Below are 17843 nucleotides of genomic sequence, written 5' to 3'. Positions count from 1 at the left end.
CCGAGAGTGACATGTTCTCTGCCTGGTACAGCCTTCATCAGAGTCAAACTAGACGTTATTTACAGGCAAAAGAAGACAGCTACAGAGCTTAAGTCTGACATTATTCGTGGCTGTGTCTGCCTTCGGAGTTTTCAGCTTATCCCGATAACAGCGGTTTTGAAAAATTGACGTTTTTTACACCGGTACATTGCCCGAACGCAATCTCCCCCGTAGCGAAATACCGCCCCGCAGAAAATCGTCCATGCTCGGCATGCCCCTGGAACATCAGCATCTTTTCAATAAAGGTTTTACAGCCTATAGTCTGTATAACACAAAATACACCTTACCTGCTGTATTACAGGGCGGTACTCCCTACTCAGTCTGCGAGGCAGGTCACTTATGAATAATCAGTTCCCGATAAAAACGCTGAACCAGCTCAGACCTGTGCTAATCGGGTTTCGCAAAATCAAGGGCTTCACGCAAAAAGATGTGTCTGAGAGGCTTGGCGTAACGCAGCAAACCTATGCCCGCCTGGAAGCAAACCCTGCTAGCGCCAGTATTGATCGTCTGTACAAGGTATTCAGTATTCTGGGCGTAGAAATAACGCTGTCATCTATTTCCCCTTCACCCTTCATTTCCCACACAGAGATGAGGGGGGCATTTGACAGCACTCCCGCCAGACGGGAGAAATGGTGACTATTAGAAGTTTGCTAGTTTTGTCGAATGACGCCAACTACATGTCCGCATCCATCGAGTAGTGGCTTCAAGCCACGATTGTCACTGCCTCCGCTGCCTTTTTCCAGTAACTCTCTCCTTTTAATTCTAATATTTAGGGGTGTCAACGCAAAGCAGAAACGGCACCTTCTTTGCGAGACAGAAATGACCTGTGATTGCCTGGCCGATTTATGGCAGCTAAGTGCGAGAAGCGGATATAGCGAATTCGCCATTGTACGGGATTAGCAGGTTTACTGAAGCAACCTGCGATGGCGTTATGGCAATAGTCAGTCCCCTGTCCAGTCGGCATAGGTGGCCACCTCGTCACCGCCGGGGATAAACTGATTGAAGCCTCCGCGCAAAATCACTTATTCTTTTCCGTTAATAAAATGCAGGAGCAAAGTCATGACTGGCGAAATTCGTGGGCGAGGCAGGCCACGAAAAACAGAGAGTACCTATACAGGGTAAGGGTGCCAACTTACTGACGCCCTTCTAAGAGTCAAGCTGTTATCGGGATACTGTTGATCCGCCTGTTTTGATTGCGCAGTAACGTGTAAACTTCGCGGGAGATATATCGCTTTAGACAGCGTATCGCTTCCATTTTTGTATGTCCTTCGGCTACACGCCTGGCGACATATTCCTTTGTTTTTGCGTCAGTTCGTAAGCGTCCGATGGCGATGATGTGAAGTGCACTATTTGCAGCACGATCTCCACCACGATTAAGTCGGTAACGGTTCGTTTTTCCAGAAGAAACGGGGACCGGGCTGACACCACACAGTGCCGCAAATCCTGATTCTGATCTTAACCGTTGAGGATTGTCTCCGGCAGTGATCAGCAACTGTGAAGCGCTTTCGTATCCGATAGCATTACGTTTAATCAGCTCAGGTGCCAACTCGTCGACAATTGCCGCAATCATGACATCCAGATCAGCGATTTCGTCATGTAACTCGAGATAGCGTCGGGCAAGGGACTTTAATGAAATGCGATAAACGTTGGTTACATTGCGGTATTCACTGGCATCAGGTCTCCAGGAACCCAGGGTCCTGATGAGCTGCATGCGCGTCATATTTCTGAGCTGTTCACGTAATTCATCCGGGGCAGAGATAATATTTGAATGGATAATCTGGAGAGCGACTCTGCGGGCTGATATTGCTGTTTTTCGGCAAGTTTTTAATACCCGCAGGGACTCAATCATGCCATCACGCGTTTTGGGAGTAACTGTCCTGATGCCTGAGAATGCTGCATGAGCGGCACATTCAGCATCAATTGTGTCACTTTTACCCCGTTTGCGTCGCTCCATCCGGTCTGGAGCAGTCACCTCAAGAACTTCTAACCCGGCGTTCTGAAAATAACGAAGCAAACCGGAACCATAGGTACCTGTGCACTCAACACCAATTCGCTTTAATGTCCCAAACGAGGTCATCCATGCCAGCATCTGCCGGTAACCTTGTCGTGTTGTGGAGAAATACTGAGTCCCAAGGACTTTATTGTTCTGATCTACGACAGCGGCAACGTGCAAATCTTTATGTGTATCCACGCCACCCACAACGGCAGCTTCGGTAACTTTATCAACCATGACAGAGCTCCTGTGAGGAAACAGAGTTGAATCTCCAGACAGATAACCCGGACAGGACAGTAACGAGACAAGCCGTCAGGCCCTTCTTGAGTCACGCGCATCGGTGAGGAGATGCCTCGCATGAAGGCGCTTCCGGCAACCGACGGGTCCAGGGCAGGACACAAAAGGTCGATCGCTGTGTGAGTCAGGATGCGGGAAGGTCTTCACTGCATCAGTAATCACACCAATCTGGTTAAACGGCAAACTAAGTGGTGGTAAAGACTGACATCGGCATTATTACTATCGCTGTGGAACATCACCCCGACGGGCTTACCACGGGTTTCCCATGCCATTTCCAGTGCTTTCATGGTGAGCCTGCTGTCCGGCGAGAACGACATGGCCCAGCCCACTGGTTTTCTTGCGAACAGGTCGAGAACAACGGCGAGGTACGCCCAGCGCTTACCCGTCCAGATATAGGTCACATCACCGCACCATACCTGATTTGGTTCCGTTACGGCGAACTGTCGCTCAAGATGATTCGGGATAGCAACGTGCTCATGACCGCCACGCTTATACCGGTGAGTCGGCTGCTGGCAACTGACCAGCCCCAGCTCTTTCATGAGTCTGCCAGCAAGCCAGCGCCCCATCTGGTAACCTCTCTGGGTTGCCATTGTGGCGATGCTTCTTGCTCCGGCAGAGCCGTGGCTGATGCCATGCAGTTCAAGTACCTGACTGCGTAATACAGCCCGTCTGCCGTCTGGCTTTTCAGGACGGTTTTTTCAGTATTTGTAGCTGCTGCGATGAACCCCGAACACATGGCAGAGAGTGGCCACAGGATAACGCGCCCTGAGTTTCCCGATTATCGAGAACTGTTCAGGGAGTCTGACATCAAGAGCGCGGTAGCCTTTTTTAATATTTCATTTTCCATTTCAATACGTTGTAGCTTTTTCCTGAGCTCACGGATTTCAATTTGTTCCGGGGTAATGGGGGAGGCTTTTGGTGTTTTGCCCTGCCGTTCATCACGTAATTGTTTCACCCATCGCGTCATTGTGGAAAGGCCGACATCCATAGCGCTGGCTGCATCTGCCACGGTGTAGTTCTGGTCAACGACCAGTTGAGCGGATTCGCGTTTAAACTCTGCGCTGAAATTTCTTTTTTTCATTATGACACCTGTGTTGTTCTGAGGTGAGCATATCACCTCTGTTCAGGTGGCCAAATTCAGTAAACCACTTCATATCAGCCTGGAGCCTGTGTTGCCCGGTTGGCGCGGGATAATGGAATTAATGACAATCTGCTGTTTACCTGGCGCCAGCGTTACAGACATCTTCTGCCCGATGAAATACAACGGTCAATCAGAGAGCAAGACTCTGTTATCCCCGTTGTCCTGCCTGATATGGTCCTGTCACACCATGCTGAGCCGCACTATGAACCCGCCGCTCCAGCCTGCCGCGAGGCCATGACATGCGAGGTGACTGTCGGCGGTGCCAGCCTGCGTCTGTCCGGGGATTTATCACCTGCACTTCTGAAAACGCTGATCCGCGAGCTGAGCGGGAGGAGCCGATGATACCCTTACCGTCAGGCACTCGTATCTGGCTGGTTGCCGGGGTCACCGATATGCGTAAGTCCTTCAATGGTCTGGGCGAACTGGTCCAGCATGTTCTTGATGACAATCCGTTCTCCGGCCACCTGTTTATCTTCCGTGGTCGTAAAGGTGACACCGTGAGGATCCTCTGGGCTGATGCTGACGGTCTGTGTCTGTTTACCAAACGTCTGGAAGAGGGACAGTTCGTCTGGCCTGCTGTACGCGACGGCAAAATCGCCATCACCCGCTCACAACTCGCCATGCTCCTCGATAAGCTGGACTGGCGGAAACCTAAAACTGCACGCCTTAACTCACTGACGATGTTGTAAAAAGCGCATGACCGCATTATAAATGGGGTCATGAGTCAGGACTATCTCGCCCGTATCGCTGCGCTGGAAGACGCGCTTCGCCAGAAAGACAGCCAGCTCAGTCTCGTTGCTGAGACTGAGTCGTTCCTGCGTTCAGCGCTGGCCCGCGCAGAAGAGAAAATAGAGAACGAAGAGCGTGAAATAGAACATCTGCGGGCTCAGATAGAAAAACTGCGCCGAATGCTGTTCGGTACCCGTTCAGAAAAGCTACGCCGGCAGGTCGAAGAAGCCGAAGCCCTGCTGAAACAGCAGGAGCAGCAAAGCGATCGTTACAACGGCCGGGACAATGATCAGCAGGTTCCGCGTCAGTTGCGCCAGTCCCGTCATCGTCGCCCGTTACCGGAACATCTTCCCCGCGAAATAAACAGACTGGAGCCAGCTGAAACCAGCTGTCCTGGTTGCGGTAGTGATATGGCCTATCTCAGCGAAGTCAGCGCGGAGCAACTGGAGCTGGTCTCCAGCGCCCTGAAAGTGATCCGCACGGTCAGGGTGAAAAAGGCCTGTACCCGATGCGACTGCGTCGTTGAAGCGCCAGCGCCCTCACGTCCTATCGACCGGGGCATCGCCGGGCCGGGTCTGCTGGCCCGCGTGTTAACGGCCAAATACTGTGAACACCTGCCGCTGTATCGCCAGTGCGAAATCTTTGCCCGTCAGGGTGTGGATCTGAGTCGTGCGCTGCTCTCCAACTGGGTGGATGCGTGCTGCCGGTTAATGGCCCCGCTGGATGAAGCCCTCTACCACTACGTGATGGACTGCCGCAAACTGCATACGGATGACACTCCGGTGCCCGTGCTGGCGCCGGGCAGAAAGAAGACGAAAACCGGGCGTATCTGGACATATGTCCGTGATAACAGAAGCGCGGGTTCATCAGATCCGCCAGCGGCATGGTTCGCCTTCTCACCGGACCGACAGGGGAAACACCCTCAGCAACATCTTCGGCACTATCATGGCGTGCTGCAGGCAGATGCCTTCGCAGGGTACGACAGGTTGTTCAGCGCAGAGCGTGAAGGTGGCCCGTTGACAGAAGCGGCATGCTGGGCTCATGCGCGGCGCAAAATCCATGACGTCTATATCAGCACCCGGACGGCCACAGCAGAGGAGGCTCTGAAGCGCATCAGTGAGTTATACGCGATAGAAGAGGAAATACGCGGCCTTCCGGCATCTCAGCGGCTGGCCGCCAGACGGTCCCGAAGTTAACCGTTGCTGATATCCCTGCATGACTGGTTGGTGGAGAAAAGTGCCACTCTGTCGAAAAAATCCCGGTTAGGCGAGGCGTTCGCTTATGCACTGAACCAGTGGGATGCCCTGTGTTACTACTGCGATGATGGTCTGGCAGAGCCGGATAATAACGCTGCTGAGCGCGCGCTACGAGCGGTCTGTCTGGGCAAGAAAAACTACATCTTCTTCGGCAGTGATCATGGTGGTGAACGTGGTGCCCTGCTGTATGGTCTGATCGGAACGTGCAGGCTGAACGGTATCGATCCAGAGGGTTACCTTCGCCATATCCTGAGCGTATTGCCGGAGTGGCCCATCAACAAAGTGGCCGAACTGCTGCCATGGAACGTAGATCTCACCAATAAATAGCCGTCAATACGGCGCTCACTTAACGCTTACGTTCACCTGAGGTGTTTTTGTAGTTATCTGGCGTTACGTGACAGTGTTGGTCAGATACTTCCACCTCTTCAGAGTTAAAGTTTGATATATGGGAAAAAAACGCTCCCGGACGGGAGCGTAAGCCAGTGACTTCGGCGTCAAATGAGGGTCTGACAAGTGGAGCTGCGGGTTAATTCTGGGTGATCTGGCTGCGATGCTTTTCAGCCTGCTGCTGATGAATAACGGAAGATAGACCATTATTCGCCTTCTCATGCACAACAGCGGCTTTCTCATGCTCGTTCATTTCGGAAAATGGCTTAGCAGTTTCTTGGGTGTTCTCAGGTTTGGATTTCATCATTTTTTTATGCATTTCAGCCATGTCCTGATGGGCAGCAGAATTGCCGTTTTGCATCATTTCATGGGACATTGCGGCCTGATCGTGACCGCTCATATCCATCATTTTCATGCTCTCCCCCTGAACTGCACTTTTTTCAGCGGATGATTGCATCTGATGGGCAGGCGCCTGGGCATTATTTACCTGGTCATGCATGTTCATTGTCTCTGCAGCCCAGGCAGATGAAGCGACAGCCATCATGGCAATAAAGGATACAAGGATCTTTTTCATGGTTGGGTCTCCGGTGTTTTCATACCCGAACAATCAATGCTTATAACAGAGAAAGCATTTGATCTCAGGGCTGGTTGATCATCACGCCAGGAACCGGGCGATTGAATTATCACGCTGCCCTGATTTATGGCTGATTATAAAAAACCGCCTCTGTTTATCGCGTGACTGAACGATGACATTTTTGTCACCTTCCGGGTTTCTCCTGAATAACGGTATTAATCCATTAACAGACGCACACTGAACACAATTTCCCGCCCCTGCTGTTCTGCTGACAGCTCGCCGCCGTGAGCATGAATGATCGACCTTGTAATTGATAATCCCAGCCCCGCGCCTTCCGTGTTGTAGAACCTTGATGAGTCTGCGCGATAGAACCGGTCAAACAAACGTTCCAGATTAGCGGGAACCTGGCCGGACATCGTATTCGTAATCATCACGTTCACACAGTCACTGTCACGCTCAAGGTGTATCGCTGTACAGGTGTTATCGGGAGAATACTTGATTGCATTGGAAAGCAGGTTACTGAAAGCACGTCGGAGCATATCGCTGTCTCCGGCAACAACGCCCTCTCCTTCAACCGTGATTGTCTTTCCTGTTTCGTCTGCCAGGGGCTCGAACAACTCACGTAATTCATTCAGTTCGGCTGCCAGATCCACATCATGTTTATCCAGCCGCAGCAGACCATGCTCTGAACGTGCCAGAAAAAGCATGTCACTGGTCATTCGTGACAACCTTTTCAGTTCTTCCAGGTTAGCGAATAAAATTTCGCGGTAATGCGAAACATCCCTTTCCTTAGCCAGTGCAAACTGCGTCTGCATCATCAGATTACTGACTGGTGTGCGCAGCTCATGCGCGATGTCAGACGAGAAATCTGACAGTTTCCGGAATGCCCCCTCCAGGCGATCAAACATATTATTGAACTCCTGCATGGTCTCAGAGATTTCCGGCGGAGCCAGATCGGGATTTAGACGCTGATCCAGGCTGTGTACGGTCATGGAGGAAGCCAGACTGGTCATTTCCCGTAGCGGTTTCAGACCAATACGTGTGGTCAGCCAGCCCAGAAAAACAGAAATAAAGACCAGACCGATATTGAACCAGAACAGCCAGGTACTGAGTTTGTCCATAAACAGGGTGTGATACCCAGTATCCGTGGCAACCGTAATGATGACATGTTTGCTTTTACCCTGTTCCGGCGTCACGGCAACCCGCCGCGAGATACTGCGGTACACGGTGTTATTTTCTTCCGTCTGGATCATATAGTCGAGAATATCACCCGACTTATTAAGCAGGACCGCTGGAACAACAGAATTTTTGGCATAGAGTTCAACAATTTTTTCATTTTCCATGTTTTTTATAGAAATGAATAAGCCATTGTGCCCCACCATCGCATCGTTTATTTTTTCTGATAATGACTTAATATCCGTTTTGTTCCTGAACGTCTCTGTTTTAAGAAACTCTTCGGTGAGCTGAAGTTTACCTGTCAGAAAATCGCGGTCCTGATTATCGAAATAGCCATTCAGGGTGCTAATCAGGATAAAACTTGATAACCACCATACCGTAAGCATCACCGCAGAAAAAATCAGGCTCAGGCGTGTGGTCAGGGAAATTTTGAACCTCACTCTTCTCTGATCTCCAGGACATATCCGGCACCGCGAACGGTATGGATCAGTTTTGGCTCAAAGTCATCATCAATTTTACTTCTCAGACGTCTCACGGCGACATCAATCACATTCGTATCACTGTCAAAATTCATGTTCCAGACCAGGGACGAGATAAGACTCCTGGGTAACACTTCTCCGGTGCGTTGCAGCAGCAACTCAAGCAGAACGTATTCTTTACCGGTGAGATGGATCTTCTTCCCCGAACGGATCACGGTCCGGCGCACCATATCAACGGTCATATCGGCGATGGTGCAGACTGTTGCGGCCTGCGAGCGTGCCCGGCGCAGTAGGGTTCTTACACGTGCAACCAGCTCCGTAAAATCAAAGGGCTTAATCAGGTAGTCATCTGCGCCAAGCTCCAGTCCTTTCACTTTGTCCCGCACGTTGTCCTTTGCGGTTAAAAACAGGACCGGTTCTTCGTGCCCGGACTCCCTCAGTGCGCTGATGATTTGCCACCCGTCGAGGAAAGGCAGCATCACGTCCAGTATTATCAAATCATACTGTCCCTTCGACGCGGCCCCGAGACCATCGCGGCCATTATTAAAGAGATCGGCCTGATAGCCTTCCTCAACCAGTCCCTGCTGCAGGTAACGACCTGTTTTTTGTTCGTCTTCAACGATTAAAATACGCTGCATGGTCAACTCGCTGATATGAAAGTAAAAATCTCACGCATAAGCTTTGGCTGTCCCCTAGCTGATCTGAGACGGAGCAAGCATTCCAAGCCACGCTACGGCGCCCAGAATGATAATCGCAACAACGAATTCTGTCAGGATGCTGTTTCGCATCAGGGCAACGCTGCGATCATAATTCCCTTCCCTGACCATAACTTCAAGCCGGGGACCCAGGTGAAACCGGTTTGCTGCAGCCAGAAGAAGCATCAGAACAAACAGAGCCGTCTTGGCAAGCAATATCCTCCCCCAGGAACTGTTGAATAAGGGAGTTAAGTTACCCTCAGCAATATACAGATAGTTGACCAGCGCACTCAGGATCAGGGCTACAACAATCACCGTTCCTGCCGTGGCAAATTTTGCCAGGGAGTCAGATATCACAATGACGCTCTGTGCATTATGCTCGTTTCTGCGCATCAGCAGGATAGCAAATGCAACCAGAGCACCTGTCCAGGCACCTGCAGCGCCGAGATGGGTCAGATCGCTCAGTAAATGGAGATAGTAATGCAGACCGTCATGCATAACGGCGTGTCCTCCCCAGGCAAGTGTAGCCAGCGCCACGCCCCCACTCATCGTCATCAGCAGGCAGGACAATACTCTCTTATTAGTGTAAAGGAACAAAGCACCGAGTGTGGTAAACAGGGCACAGAGCCTGACAATCCAGCTAATACCCACATCAGTTTCTTCTATCACCATCTCGATAACATGGATGGATAATTCTCTGAGGTCAGTTACTCCACTCATGGCATTAGATACCAGGAGCATATTAATGCCAGTAAGAATGATGCCTGTAACAACAGCAAAGGTTATAAACGACCTGAAATTAGTCAGGTTATAGGTTTCATGTCTGACACCGCTTATTCCATATATCTGAAAAAATGGCAATCCAAATATTACCATCAAATCCAGATAAAGAAGAAAACGAATAACAATCATAATCAGGTCGTTCATAATATTACTTCACTGTAAAGGTGTAATTACCGGTAATAGGGTGCGTATCTGAAGAAACCGCGCGCCAGTCAACACGATAAGTGCCAGCGGGTAAAGGCTCTCGCGGAATAATGACCATCGATTTAGGGTCAGCGCCTGGCGCCACTTTTGCCGCGACCGGCATCGGAGAATGTGATGACATGCCTTTCATACCCGTCATCGTTAATTTTGCACCTGAGAATTTCACGGTCAGATTTTCCGAGAAATTAAGCTGAATCTTTTCCGGGGCCGCTACGGCTGAATCAGCCTGTGGCACAGAGCTTTTTAATTCCGGATGGGCCATAGCAGAGAAAGCAACGCCCATAACGAGGCCACCTGTAAGAATGGCTTTATTTAAAATCGACATTTTATTTACCTGTTTAGTTGAGTGTTTTATATCAGTGCGTTAAAACCAGATTCTGGCTCCCGCCAGGAATACTACCTGATGGTCTTTCTCACCTTCTCTTTTCGCCATATCGGATGTTTTCCCGTAAAGTTGATTCCAGGAAACGCCTATATAGGGTGCAAACTCACGGCGTATTTCATAGCGCAGCCGGAGCCCCAGCTCTGTGTCAGTCAGTCCCCTGCCGCGACCCCGCGATTCATCATCCTGACTGTAGAAATTCACCTCATAGGATGGCTGGAGTATGAGCCGGTTAGTCAGTAAAACGTCGTATTCTCCTCCCAGACGAAGGGCTGCTTTTCCGCCATTACTGACAAAACCCGTAATTTCAGACTCAAAATTATAGAGTGCCAGCCCCTGAAAACCGACAGCAGCCCAGGTCCGGGCAGAAGCAGGTCTGAAATCCTGCCTGACACCCGCAACCAAATCCCACCATGGGCCAACCGCATGTCCCCAGAGTAACTGCGCTTCAGCCGCCTCCGTTTCCCCATTGCTTCGTTCACCTTCACTCTTTAGCCAAATCCGATCTGTGTCGCCTCCAATCCAGCTGTTAACACTCCAGCTGAAATTGTTGGTGTTATCCGACCGTTGCCATTCCAGTTGATCCAGCAGAACCAGATAATTAATCGCACTGTCGTGAATCGCATGCCCCTGTAAATTGCCGAATGCAGCCTTCCGGTCGGCATCGGTAACAGGCGGAATTGGCGTTCTGCTCTCAGTTACAATGGGCTCCATTGACGTCATCTCAGTGAAATTCTCATCTGCTGGCATCTGCATGGCAGACATGTCGTGCCCGGCGTGGGGATCTGCAGAGACGGAGCCCGCCGCAATAGAAAGCTGTGAGGTAAACAAACCGGCGACCAGAACAGGTATGGCCTTCAAATTTCTCTTCATTCGCATCATTCCTCCACCCGGACTTCACGAAACATTCCCATTTCCATGTGATAGAGCAAATGGCAGTGATACGCCCAGCGGCCAAGCGCATCTGCTGTCACTCTGTAACTGCGTTTTGTACCAGGGGGAACATCTATTGTGTGTTTACGAACCATGAAATTACCGTTTTCATCTTCCAGATCGCTCCACATACCATGCAGGTGAATGGGGTGAGTCATCATGGTATCGTTGATCAGCGTGATCCTGAGCCGCTCACCGTATTTCAGCAGCACCGGTGCGGCATCTGAAAACTTGATTCCGTTAAATGACCAGGCAAACTTTTCCATGTGGCCGGTTAAATGCAGTTCTATGGTACGGCCAGGTTCACGTCCGTCAGGATCCTCAAAGCGGCTTTTCAAATCCGCGTACGTGAGAACCTTTCTTCCGTTATTTCGAAGACCAATACCCGGATCATTTAATTTCGGAGAGACGCTCATCGCCTGCATATCAACCAGTGGGTTATCCGTTTCTGACGCAGGATGACTTTGCATACCCGGCATTCCGGCCATCCGGGAATGATCCATACCGGCCATGCTGCTGTGATCCATGGGCGCGGAGGATGTCCCGCTATCCGGAAGGTCAGCACCGTCCATAGACATCATCTCTCCGCTGTTATCCATGCCTCCCATCTGGCTGTGGTCCATTCCTGCCATATCATGTCCCATTCCCCCCATACCCATATCTTCCATGGTCAACAGAGGACGGGGATCGAGGGGGGGAACGGCAGCACTTAACCCCTCTCTCGTGGCCAGTGTCCCTCGAGCGTAACCGGTCCTGTCCATGGATTGTGCGAAGATGGTATAGGCCTCACCCTGAGGCTCCACAATGACATCATAGGTTTCGGCAACGGCAATCCTGAATTCGTCAACGGTAACCGGGTTTACATACTGGCCATCTGCAGCCACGACCGTCATTTTCAGCCCGGGGATACGGATATCGAAATAGGTCATTGCCGAGCCGTTGATAAACCGTAAGCGTATCTTTTCACCGGGACGGAACAGTCCGGTCCAGTTTTTCAGCGGGGCCTGCCCGTTCATGAGATAGGTGTAGGTGTAGCCACTGACATCCGCGAGGTCAGTCGGATTCATTTTCATTTCAGCCCACATTTTCCGATCGGCAATGGTGGCTGACAGCCCCCTGGTATTCACGTCGCGGAAAAAAGAGCCAACGGTTGGTTTATTGAAATTGTAGTAATCCGACTGTTTTTTTAATTTTTTCAGCAGGCTGTGAGGATTTTCATCGGTCCAGTCAGACAACATGACCACATGCTCACGATCGTAAGCAAACGGTTCTGGCTCCCTGGCATCGATGATAATGGCACCGTATACCCCCTCCTGTTCCTGCAGACCGGAATGGCTGTGGTACCAGTAAGTCCCGTTCTGCTTAACCTTAAAGGTGTAAACGTAGGTATCATCAGGCTCTATGCCCATAAAACTCAGCCCCGGAACACCATCCATATTGGCCGGAAGAATAATGCCGTGCCAGTGAATGGACGTCTGTTCATTAAGACGGTTTTTGACCTTCAGGGTAATGGTGTCACCTTCTTTCCAGCGAAGAACGGGCCCCGGCAGGCCTCCATTGATTGTTTTGGCCTGACGCTCACTGCCCGTGATATTGACGGCCGTTTCACCAATGGTCAGGTCAAACTGAGTACCCTGCAGGGATGCGGCAACTGGCAGGCTCAGACTGGAACGCGCATTGAAACTCCATACGCCAAGACTTCCGGCTACGCCAGAGAGGGTTAACCCCTTCAGGAAAGTTCGTCGAGACGTTTTCAACAGCATGCGCATTCCCTTATTTAAAGTATGGTTACTGACAGAATTCGAGAACCGATTTAAATTAAATTACTGGTTCATCCACTTACAATGAAATGAATCTAGCACACCTTAAGAAACAAATTCATTACAATCGTGTAATGTACGTGGCTGTATTACATTTACGTCATCTTCCCCACAGGTTGATTTTTTTATATATGATCATAAGGACATCTTTTATGTACCTCAGAAGGTAATTACACATGAATATATTAATCACGACCACTGCGTTTACAGCTTTATTTTGTGGGGCAGCTTTTGCTCAGTCCAGTGATATTGCCCATGAAGCACATCGATTTGTTAATAATGCCTCAGCCGTCAGTCATGTGAACTCCTCGACGCATGAAAACTTACCGGACAGGGTTAATAAAAACAACACGCCCTCATTCTCTGAAATGAATGAACATGAAAGGGCCATTGTTGCTCATTCATTTATGAACAACAGCGCGTCCTATGTGCATCAGAAAATGATTGAGGAACATAAAAAAATGCTGTCCGGCAGTGATGCAAATTCAAAGACCTCGTCTTCTTCTTTTAACGAACTGAATGCCGGAGAAAAAGCCGCTCTCGTGCATGAGCAGGTCAATAATGCCGGTGCGGAAGCACATCAGACGCAGGCAAGAAAGCTTCGCGGGCTGTATTCGACCAGGTAACTGCAGGCGGGTTAGTGCTTAGCGTCAGGTGCGCAGCAGGGCTTTACTGACGGGTTACGTAGCAGGACATGAGCCCCATATTGCTCTGCCGTAACCTGTTTCAGTCCCGTTAATCATCACCGTCGGGCTGGTCATACAGTTCCCAGAGCTTCAGGAGCAAACGGGAAACAAGATATGTTACAAAAATGACGACCATCAACGGTGCTCCCGATTAACTGACAGATGACACGCCTCCTGAAAACCCCTAGCATACGCCGCAGTGTTCATGCTAACGGCGAATTCCAGTAAATGTATTCTACCGATGTCGTAAAAGAAAATGCCTACCTTTCAGCCACCCGCTCGGGGCTGGAATCGAACGAGATCGCTACTCTTCAGCGCTCCTTGCCTTCCCGGTTTAATCTGCGGCATTTGAAAAAAAATGAATCATTAAAACTCGTACTGCAAAAGAAAGCGGGAAAATCACGTGTCGTGGCCTATAAATTTACGTCCGGTTCATTTAATTACACGGCGTATCGTATATCAGATAAAAAGTTCTATAACCTTTCCGATACTTCCGGGAAAGGCAGTCTCGATTATCCGTTACCGGCCACAGCAAGACTCAGTTCGCCTTTCAATCCTGCAAGACTTAACCCGGTATCGGGAAAAGTGAGTCCCCATAATGGCATTGATTATTCCATGCCCATGAACACGAAAATAGTCAGCGTCATCGACGGAAAAATCACCCGGGCCGAATACAACAGCACCATGGGATATTTTGTTGAAGTAACAGGAAAAGCCGGTGTTAAAACTCGCTATCTCCACCTCAATAAAATACTCGTTACTAAAGGGGCCAGGGTTACCCGGGGAGGCGCTATTGCGTTATCCGGTAACAGCGGACGTTCATCCGGTCCTCATCTGCATTACGAGCTGGTCATCAATAACAATCCTGTTAACTCACTGGCGTTCCGGGCAGCGGCACCCGCTGATAACAAACTTGAACAGCATGCCTTTGCGCATGCCAGAGACTACGAACGATACCTGGACTGATAACGGGGCCGCGACGCGGCCCCGTCTGCCGGATTAATTTTTTTTATCGTTTTCACTTCCTTGATGTTGATGATCTCCATGCCCTCCGTGGCCGTGGAAAAGATGCATTAGCGGGCAGACCAGCAATAACAGATATGGCCAGTAACCTGCCACATGTGACCAGTGTTCGCGCAGGAGGGCAAATGCCGCGATCGCGGCGACAGCAATAAGCGCATAGGTGGTACTTTTCATACTGGACTCCTTCTGTTCGTAACAGCCCCTTCACTCAGTGTTATTTCCCGAGCCTGACACTTTTCAGACGCAACGCATTCACAATGACGCTGACGGAGGAAAGAGCCATGGCCGCCGCCGCAATAACTGGCGACAGCAGTATTCCATACACAGGATAAAGCAGGCCTGCAGCCACAGGCACGCCAAGTGCGTTGTAGATAAATGCAAAAAACAGATTCTGTCGGATATTTTTCATGGTGATTTCTGACAGATGACGGGCCCTGTTCAGTATCATCAAGTCGCCTTTGAGAAGGGTGACTCCGGCACTTTCAATTGCCACATCTGTACCCGTTCCCATGGCTATTCCCACGTCAGCCGCTGCCAGCGCCGGGGCATCATTCACACCGTCTCCGGCCATCGCAACCACATGGCCAGACGCTTTCAGTCGGGTTATCGCTGCTTTTTTGCCATCCGGCAGAATCCCGGCTTCAACCTCATCTATTCCCAGTTTCCGTGCGACTGCTTCAGCGGTAAGCTGGTTATCCCCGGTGAGCATAACGATGCGGATCCCCGCCTGACGCAAAGCTTTAAGCGCATCCGGCGTGGTTGCTTTCACGGGATCCGAGATAGCTATCAGGCCTGCAAGGTGCCCGTCTGTGGCCACATAGATAACGGTAGCACCTTCCATCCGCAACGTATCCGCAACGGCCTTTTGATTATCAATAACGATACTGTTTTCCTGCATAGCCAGTTCATTACCAATAACAACCCGTTGACCTTCGACATCGCCTGAGACACCTTTACCCGACGGCGCATTGAAATGAGTGACTGCGGGTATTGCGATCCCCTTTTCCTGTGCTGCTTTAACTACTGCCATACCCAGCGGATGCTGCGAGCCTTTTTCCACTGCGGCCGTTACACGCAAAAGAGATGTTTCCCCACCCGGATTGAGACTGATAATCCCTGTCACCGTCGGCGAACCTTCCGTGAGCGTGCCTGTTTTGTCGACAACCAGCGTGTCCACTTTTTCAAGACGCTCAAGGGCTTCGGCATTCTTGATTAACACCCCGGCCTGGGCTCCTTTGCCCACCCCCACCATTATCGACATCGGCGTGGCCAGCCCCAGCGCGCAGGGACAGGCAATAATCAGGACCGACACAGCCGCAATGAGACCGTGCGCCATCCTGGGCTCGGGCCCCCAGACAGACCAGATCATGAAAGCAACAACCGCGATAAGTATCACCAGAGGAACAAACCAGCCTGAAACGCTGTCAGCCATTCTCTGGATGGGGGCCCGCGAACGCTGTGCATCAGCGACCATCTGAACAATTCGTGAGAGCATCGTTTCATCACCGACTTTCTCTGCACGGATGATAAGACTACCTGTCTGATTAATGGTCCCCCCGATGACAGGGTCACCCTCCGTTTTGGTAACAGGCATAGATTCCCCGGTCACCATCGATTCATCAACGGTTGTTTTGCCTTCGACCACGATACCGTCGACCGGAATACTCTCTCCAGGTCTGATGCGGAGCTTATCGCCAGGCAGGACATCTTCCGCATTAATATCCGTTTCATGACCGTCATGATCCAGCCGTCTGGCGGTTTTGGGGGCAAGGTTCAGAAGCGCAGTAATGGCGCCTGAGGTTTGTTCCCGTGCCCGCAGCTCAAGAACCTGTCCCAGCAGAACAAGCACCGTAATAACTGCTGCGGCTTCAAAATAAACGGCCACCAGGCCATCCATGTTTCTGAACGATGCAGGAAACCAGGAGGGGAAGACGGTTGCAATGACGCTGTAAACCCAGGCTACGCCGGTCCCCATTGCAACAAGGGTAAACATATTCAGGGAGCGGTTACGTAACGACATTCCGGCCCGGGCGAAAAATGGCCAGCCACACCACAACACGACAGGGGAGGCCAGAAGCAACTGCAGCCATGTGTTGTACTGTGGCGGTACTGTATTCCTCAAGTCGGGAAACAGATGAGATCCCATTTCGAGTACCAGAACCGGAAACGCCAGCAACAACCCCAGCCAGAAGCGTCTTGTCATGTCGTGAAGTTCATCACTCGGCCCCGTGGATGCCGTAGCTACGAGCGGCTCCAGTGCCATTCCACAGACAGGACAGCTTCCGGGACCACTGCGGCGTATCTCCGGGTGCATCGGACATGTCCACACACCTTCAGAATTCTCTTTTTCCGCCTGGTTGTGAGGCTGTTTTATCTGATCAGGGCTGACTTCGTGATGATCGTGGTGATGGTGATGGGAATGTTCACTGGCATCTTCGGTAAGATAACGATCGGGATGGGCTTTAAATTTACTCTCACAGCTGGCGGAGCAGAAATAAAGTTGGTGGTCCTGGTATCGAATGCTGCTGTGCGCCCTGTCGGGCAGGATGGCCATCCCGCACACGGGATCTCTCACCTTATGCAATACGTGGCCCTCGTCCGGGGATAATGTCTGCTCAGAAGCAGTCTGGTTGTTGTGTTGCACTGCATTGTCATTTTTCACAGTAACTCTCCTTATGCATACCGAAGCATCTTCTGTCTTCAGGGTATGTCATGGATGCGATTACCACGAATATCGCCGGCACAGGAGTGCCTGCTACCGGCGTCCCGTTATCAGCCGTTCCGCTGACTATTCGATTCGCTGGAAGACTTTTTTACTTCCATCCGGTGAGAATGCGATAACATCGTAAGCCTCTTTTCGGGCTCCCATCTCCATTCCAGGACTTCCTGCTGGCATACCGGGGGTGGCGAGACCGTATATACCCGAACCAGACTGCATTGCCTTATGTATCGTTGTCGCAGGCACATGGCCTTCAATGATCAAATTACCGGCAACCGCGGTATGACAACTTCGTAGTCCTGCAGGAATAGCATGCTTTTCTTTCAGGGCTGACAGCGCCTGATCATTCATGACGTGAGTTCGTACTTCAAACCCGTCTTTTTCCATCGCTTTGCCCCACAGGGAACAACAGCCACAGTTTTCAGATTTGTACATATCAATCACTTTTTCACTCGCCATCGCGGGTAGTGAAAGGCCGAGAGCCAGCGCCATTAGAACCACTTTTTTCATACTCACCTCTGTATATT

General features: G+C 50.7%; 15 protein-coding genes and 3 pseudogenes. 6 read left to right on the top strand and 12 right to left on the bottom strand.

What is annotated here, in order from left to right:
* Nucleotides 1–378 precede the first annotated feature (378 nt).
* Nucleotides 379–675, top strand: coding sequence for a helix-turn-helix transcriptional regulator (locus tag ACWKXX_RS20185; RefSeq protein ID WP_017384073.1), 297 nt, complete (start codon nucleotides 379–381; stop codon nucleotides 673–675).
* 517 nt (nucleotides 676–1192) lie between these two features.
* Here ACWKXX_RS20185 and ACWKXX_RS20180 read toward each other — a convergent pair.
* Together ACWKXX_RS20180 and ACWKXX_RS20175 are read right to left on the bottom strand one after the other, a co-directional pair.
* On the bottom strand, nucleotides 1193–2269 hold the full coding sequence (locus ACWKXX_RS20180; protein WP_000227969.1) for an IS110 family RNA-guided transposase: 1077 nt from the start codon (nucleotides 2267–2269) through the stop codon (nucleotides 1193–1195).
* 272 nt (nucleotides 2270–2541) lie between these two features.
* Nucleotides 2542–3410: pseudogene (locus ACWKXX_RS20175) on the bottom strand (IS3 family transposase); the annotation flags it as partial.
* An 81-nt stretch (nucleotides 3411–3491) separates the two neighbouring features.
* Between ACWKXX_RS20175 and ACWKXX_RS20170 the strand changes: the two are divergent.
* From ACWKXX_RS20170 to tnpC, 3 genes and pseudogenes are all read left to right on the top strand, one after another.
* A pseudogene (locus ACWKXX_RS20170) lies at nucleotides 3492–3812 on the top strand (IS66-like element accessory protein TnpA); the annotation flags it as partial.
* The gene (tnpB, locus tag ACWKXX_RS20165) at nucleotides 3809–4159 is read left to right on the top strand and encodes an IS66 family insertion sequence element accessory protein TnpB (protein ID WP_016151369.1); all 351 of its coding nucleotides are present in this window, start codon (nucleotides 3809–3811) and stop codon (nucleotides 4157–4159) included. The pseudogene ACWKXX_RS20170 and the gene tnpB, both read left to right, overlap by 4 nt.
* A gap of 30 nt (nucleotides 4160–4189) precedes the next feature.
* A pseudogene (gene tnpC, locus ACWKXX_RS20160) lies at nucleotides 4190–5782 on the top strand (IS66 family transposase).
* Nucleotides 5783–5981: 199 nt separating this feature from the next.
* Here the strand turns inward: tnpC and ACWKXX_RS20155 are convergent.
* The 7 genes from ACWKXX_RS20155 to pcoA form a co-directional block, all read right to left on the bottom strand.
* On the bottom strand, nucleotides 5982–6416 hold the full coding sequence (locus ACWKXX_RS20155; protein ID WP_016151366.1) for a hypothetical protein: 435 nt from the start codon (nucleotides 6414–6416) through the stop codon (nucleotides 5982–5984).
* Nucleotides 6417–6631: 215 nt separating this feature from the next.
* Nucleotides 6632–8032: a copper resistance membrane spanning protein PcoS gene (pcoS, locus tag ACWKXX_RS20150; protein ID WP_002436614.1), complete on the bottom strand. Its 1401-nt coding sequence runs from the start codon at nucleotides 8030–8032 to the stop codon at nucleotides 6632–6634.
* On the bottom strand, nucleotides 8029–8709 hold the full coding sequence (gene pcoR, locus ACWKXX_RS20145; RefSeq protein ID WP_001188930.1) for a copper response regulator transcription factor PcoR: 681 nt from the start codon (nucleotides 8707–8709) through the stop codon (nucleotides 8029–8031). Before pcoR ends, pcoS begins: the two co-directional genes overlap by 4 nt.
* A gap of 54 nt (nucleotides 8710–8763) precedes the next feature.
* Nucleotides 8764–9642: a copper resistance inner membrane protein PcoD gene (pcoD, locus tag ACWKXX_RS20140; protein WP_080821469.1), complete on the bottom strand. Its 879-nt coding sequence runs from the start codon at nucleotides 9640–9642 to the stop codon at nucleotides 8764–8766.
* A 55-nt stretch (nucleotides 9643–9697) separates the two neighbouring features.
* Complete coding sequence (gene pcoC, locus ACWKXX_RS20135; RefSeq protein ID WP_000025662.1) at nucleotides 9698–10078, bottom strand: copper resistance system metallochaperone PcoC; 381 nt, start codon at nucleotides 10076–10078, stop codon at nucleotides 9698–9700.
* Nucleotides 10079–10117: 39 nt separating this feature from the next.
* Complete coding sequence (pcoB, locus tag ACWKXX_RS20130) at nucleotides 10118–11008, bottom strand: copper resistance outer membrane transporter PcoB (protein ID WP_001378118.1); 891 nt, start codon at nucleotides 11006–11008, stop codon at nucleotides 10118–10120.
* A 5-nt stretch (nucleotides 11009–11013) separates the two neighbouring features.
* Nucleotides 11014–12831, bottom strand: coding sequence for a multicopper oxidase PcoA (pcoA, locus tag ACWKXX_RS20125; RefSeq protein WP_000925242.1), 1818 nt, complete (start codon nucleotides 12829–12831; stop codon nucleotides 11014–11016).
* Between the two features lie 233 nt (nucleotides 12832–13064).
* Between pcoA and ACWKXX_RS20120 the strand changes: the two genes are divergently transcribed.
* A complete protein-coding gene (locus ACWKXX_RS20120) occupies nucleotides 13065–13514 on the top strand; it encodes a hypothetical protein (RefSeq protein ID WP_016151365.1) in 450 nt (149 codons plus the stop codon).
* Between the two features lie 288 nt (nucleotides 13515–13802).
* Nucleotides 13803–14540, top strand: a complete 738-nt coding sequence (locus tag ACWKXX_RS20115; RefSeq protein WP_000287501.1) for a peptidoglycan DD-metalloendopeptidase family protein — start codon at nucleotides 13803–13805, stop codon at nucleotides 14538–14540.
* A gap of 33 nt (nucleotides 14541–14573) precedes the next feature.
* On the opposite strand, the gene ACWKXX_RS20110 is transcribed toward ACWKXX_RS20115, so the two are convergent.
* From ACWKXX_RS20110 to ACWKXX_RS20100, 3 genes are all read right to left on the bottom strand, one after another.
* Nucleotides 14574–14771 (bottom strand): DUF2933 domain-containing protein, encoded by a 198-nt coding sequence (locus ACWKXX_RS20110; protein WP_000843497.1) that lies wholly within the window; start codon nucleotides 14769–14771, stop codon nucleotides 14574–14576.
* A gap of 40 nt (nucleotides 14772–14811) precedes the next feature.
* Nucleotides 14812–17259: an Ag(+)-translocating P-type ATPase SilP gene (silP, locus tag ACWKXX_RS20105; protein ID WP_023295437.1), complete on the bottom strand. Its 2448-nt coding sequence runs from the start codon at nucleotides 17257–17259 to the stop codon at nucleotides 14812–14814.
* Nucleotides 17260–17385: 126 nt separating this feature from the next.
* Entirely contained in the window at nucleotides 17386–17826 is a 441-nt protein-coding gene (locus ACWKXX_RS20100) for a DUF411 domain-containing protein (protein WP_000758228.1), read from the bottom strand.
* Nucleotides 17827–17843: the final 17 nt, after the last annotated feature.

It is taken from the genome of Enterobacter sp. UPMP2061 (assembly GCF_053709615.1).
This window is presented reverse-complemented; position numbering and strand designations above follow the sequence as displayed.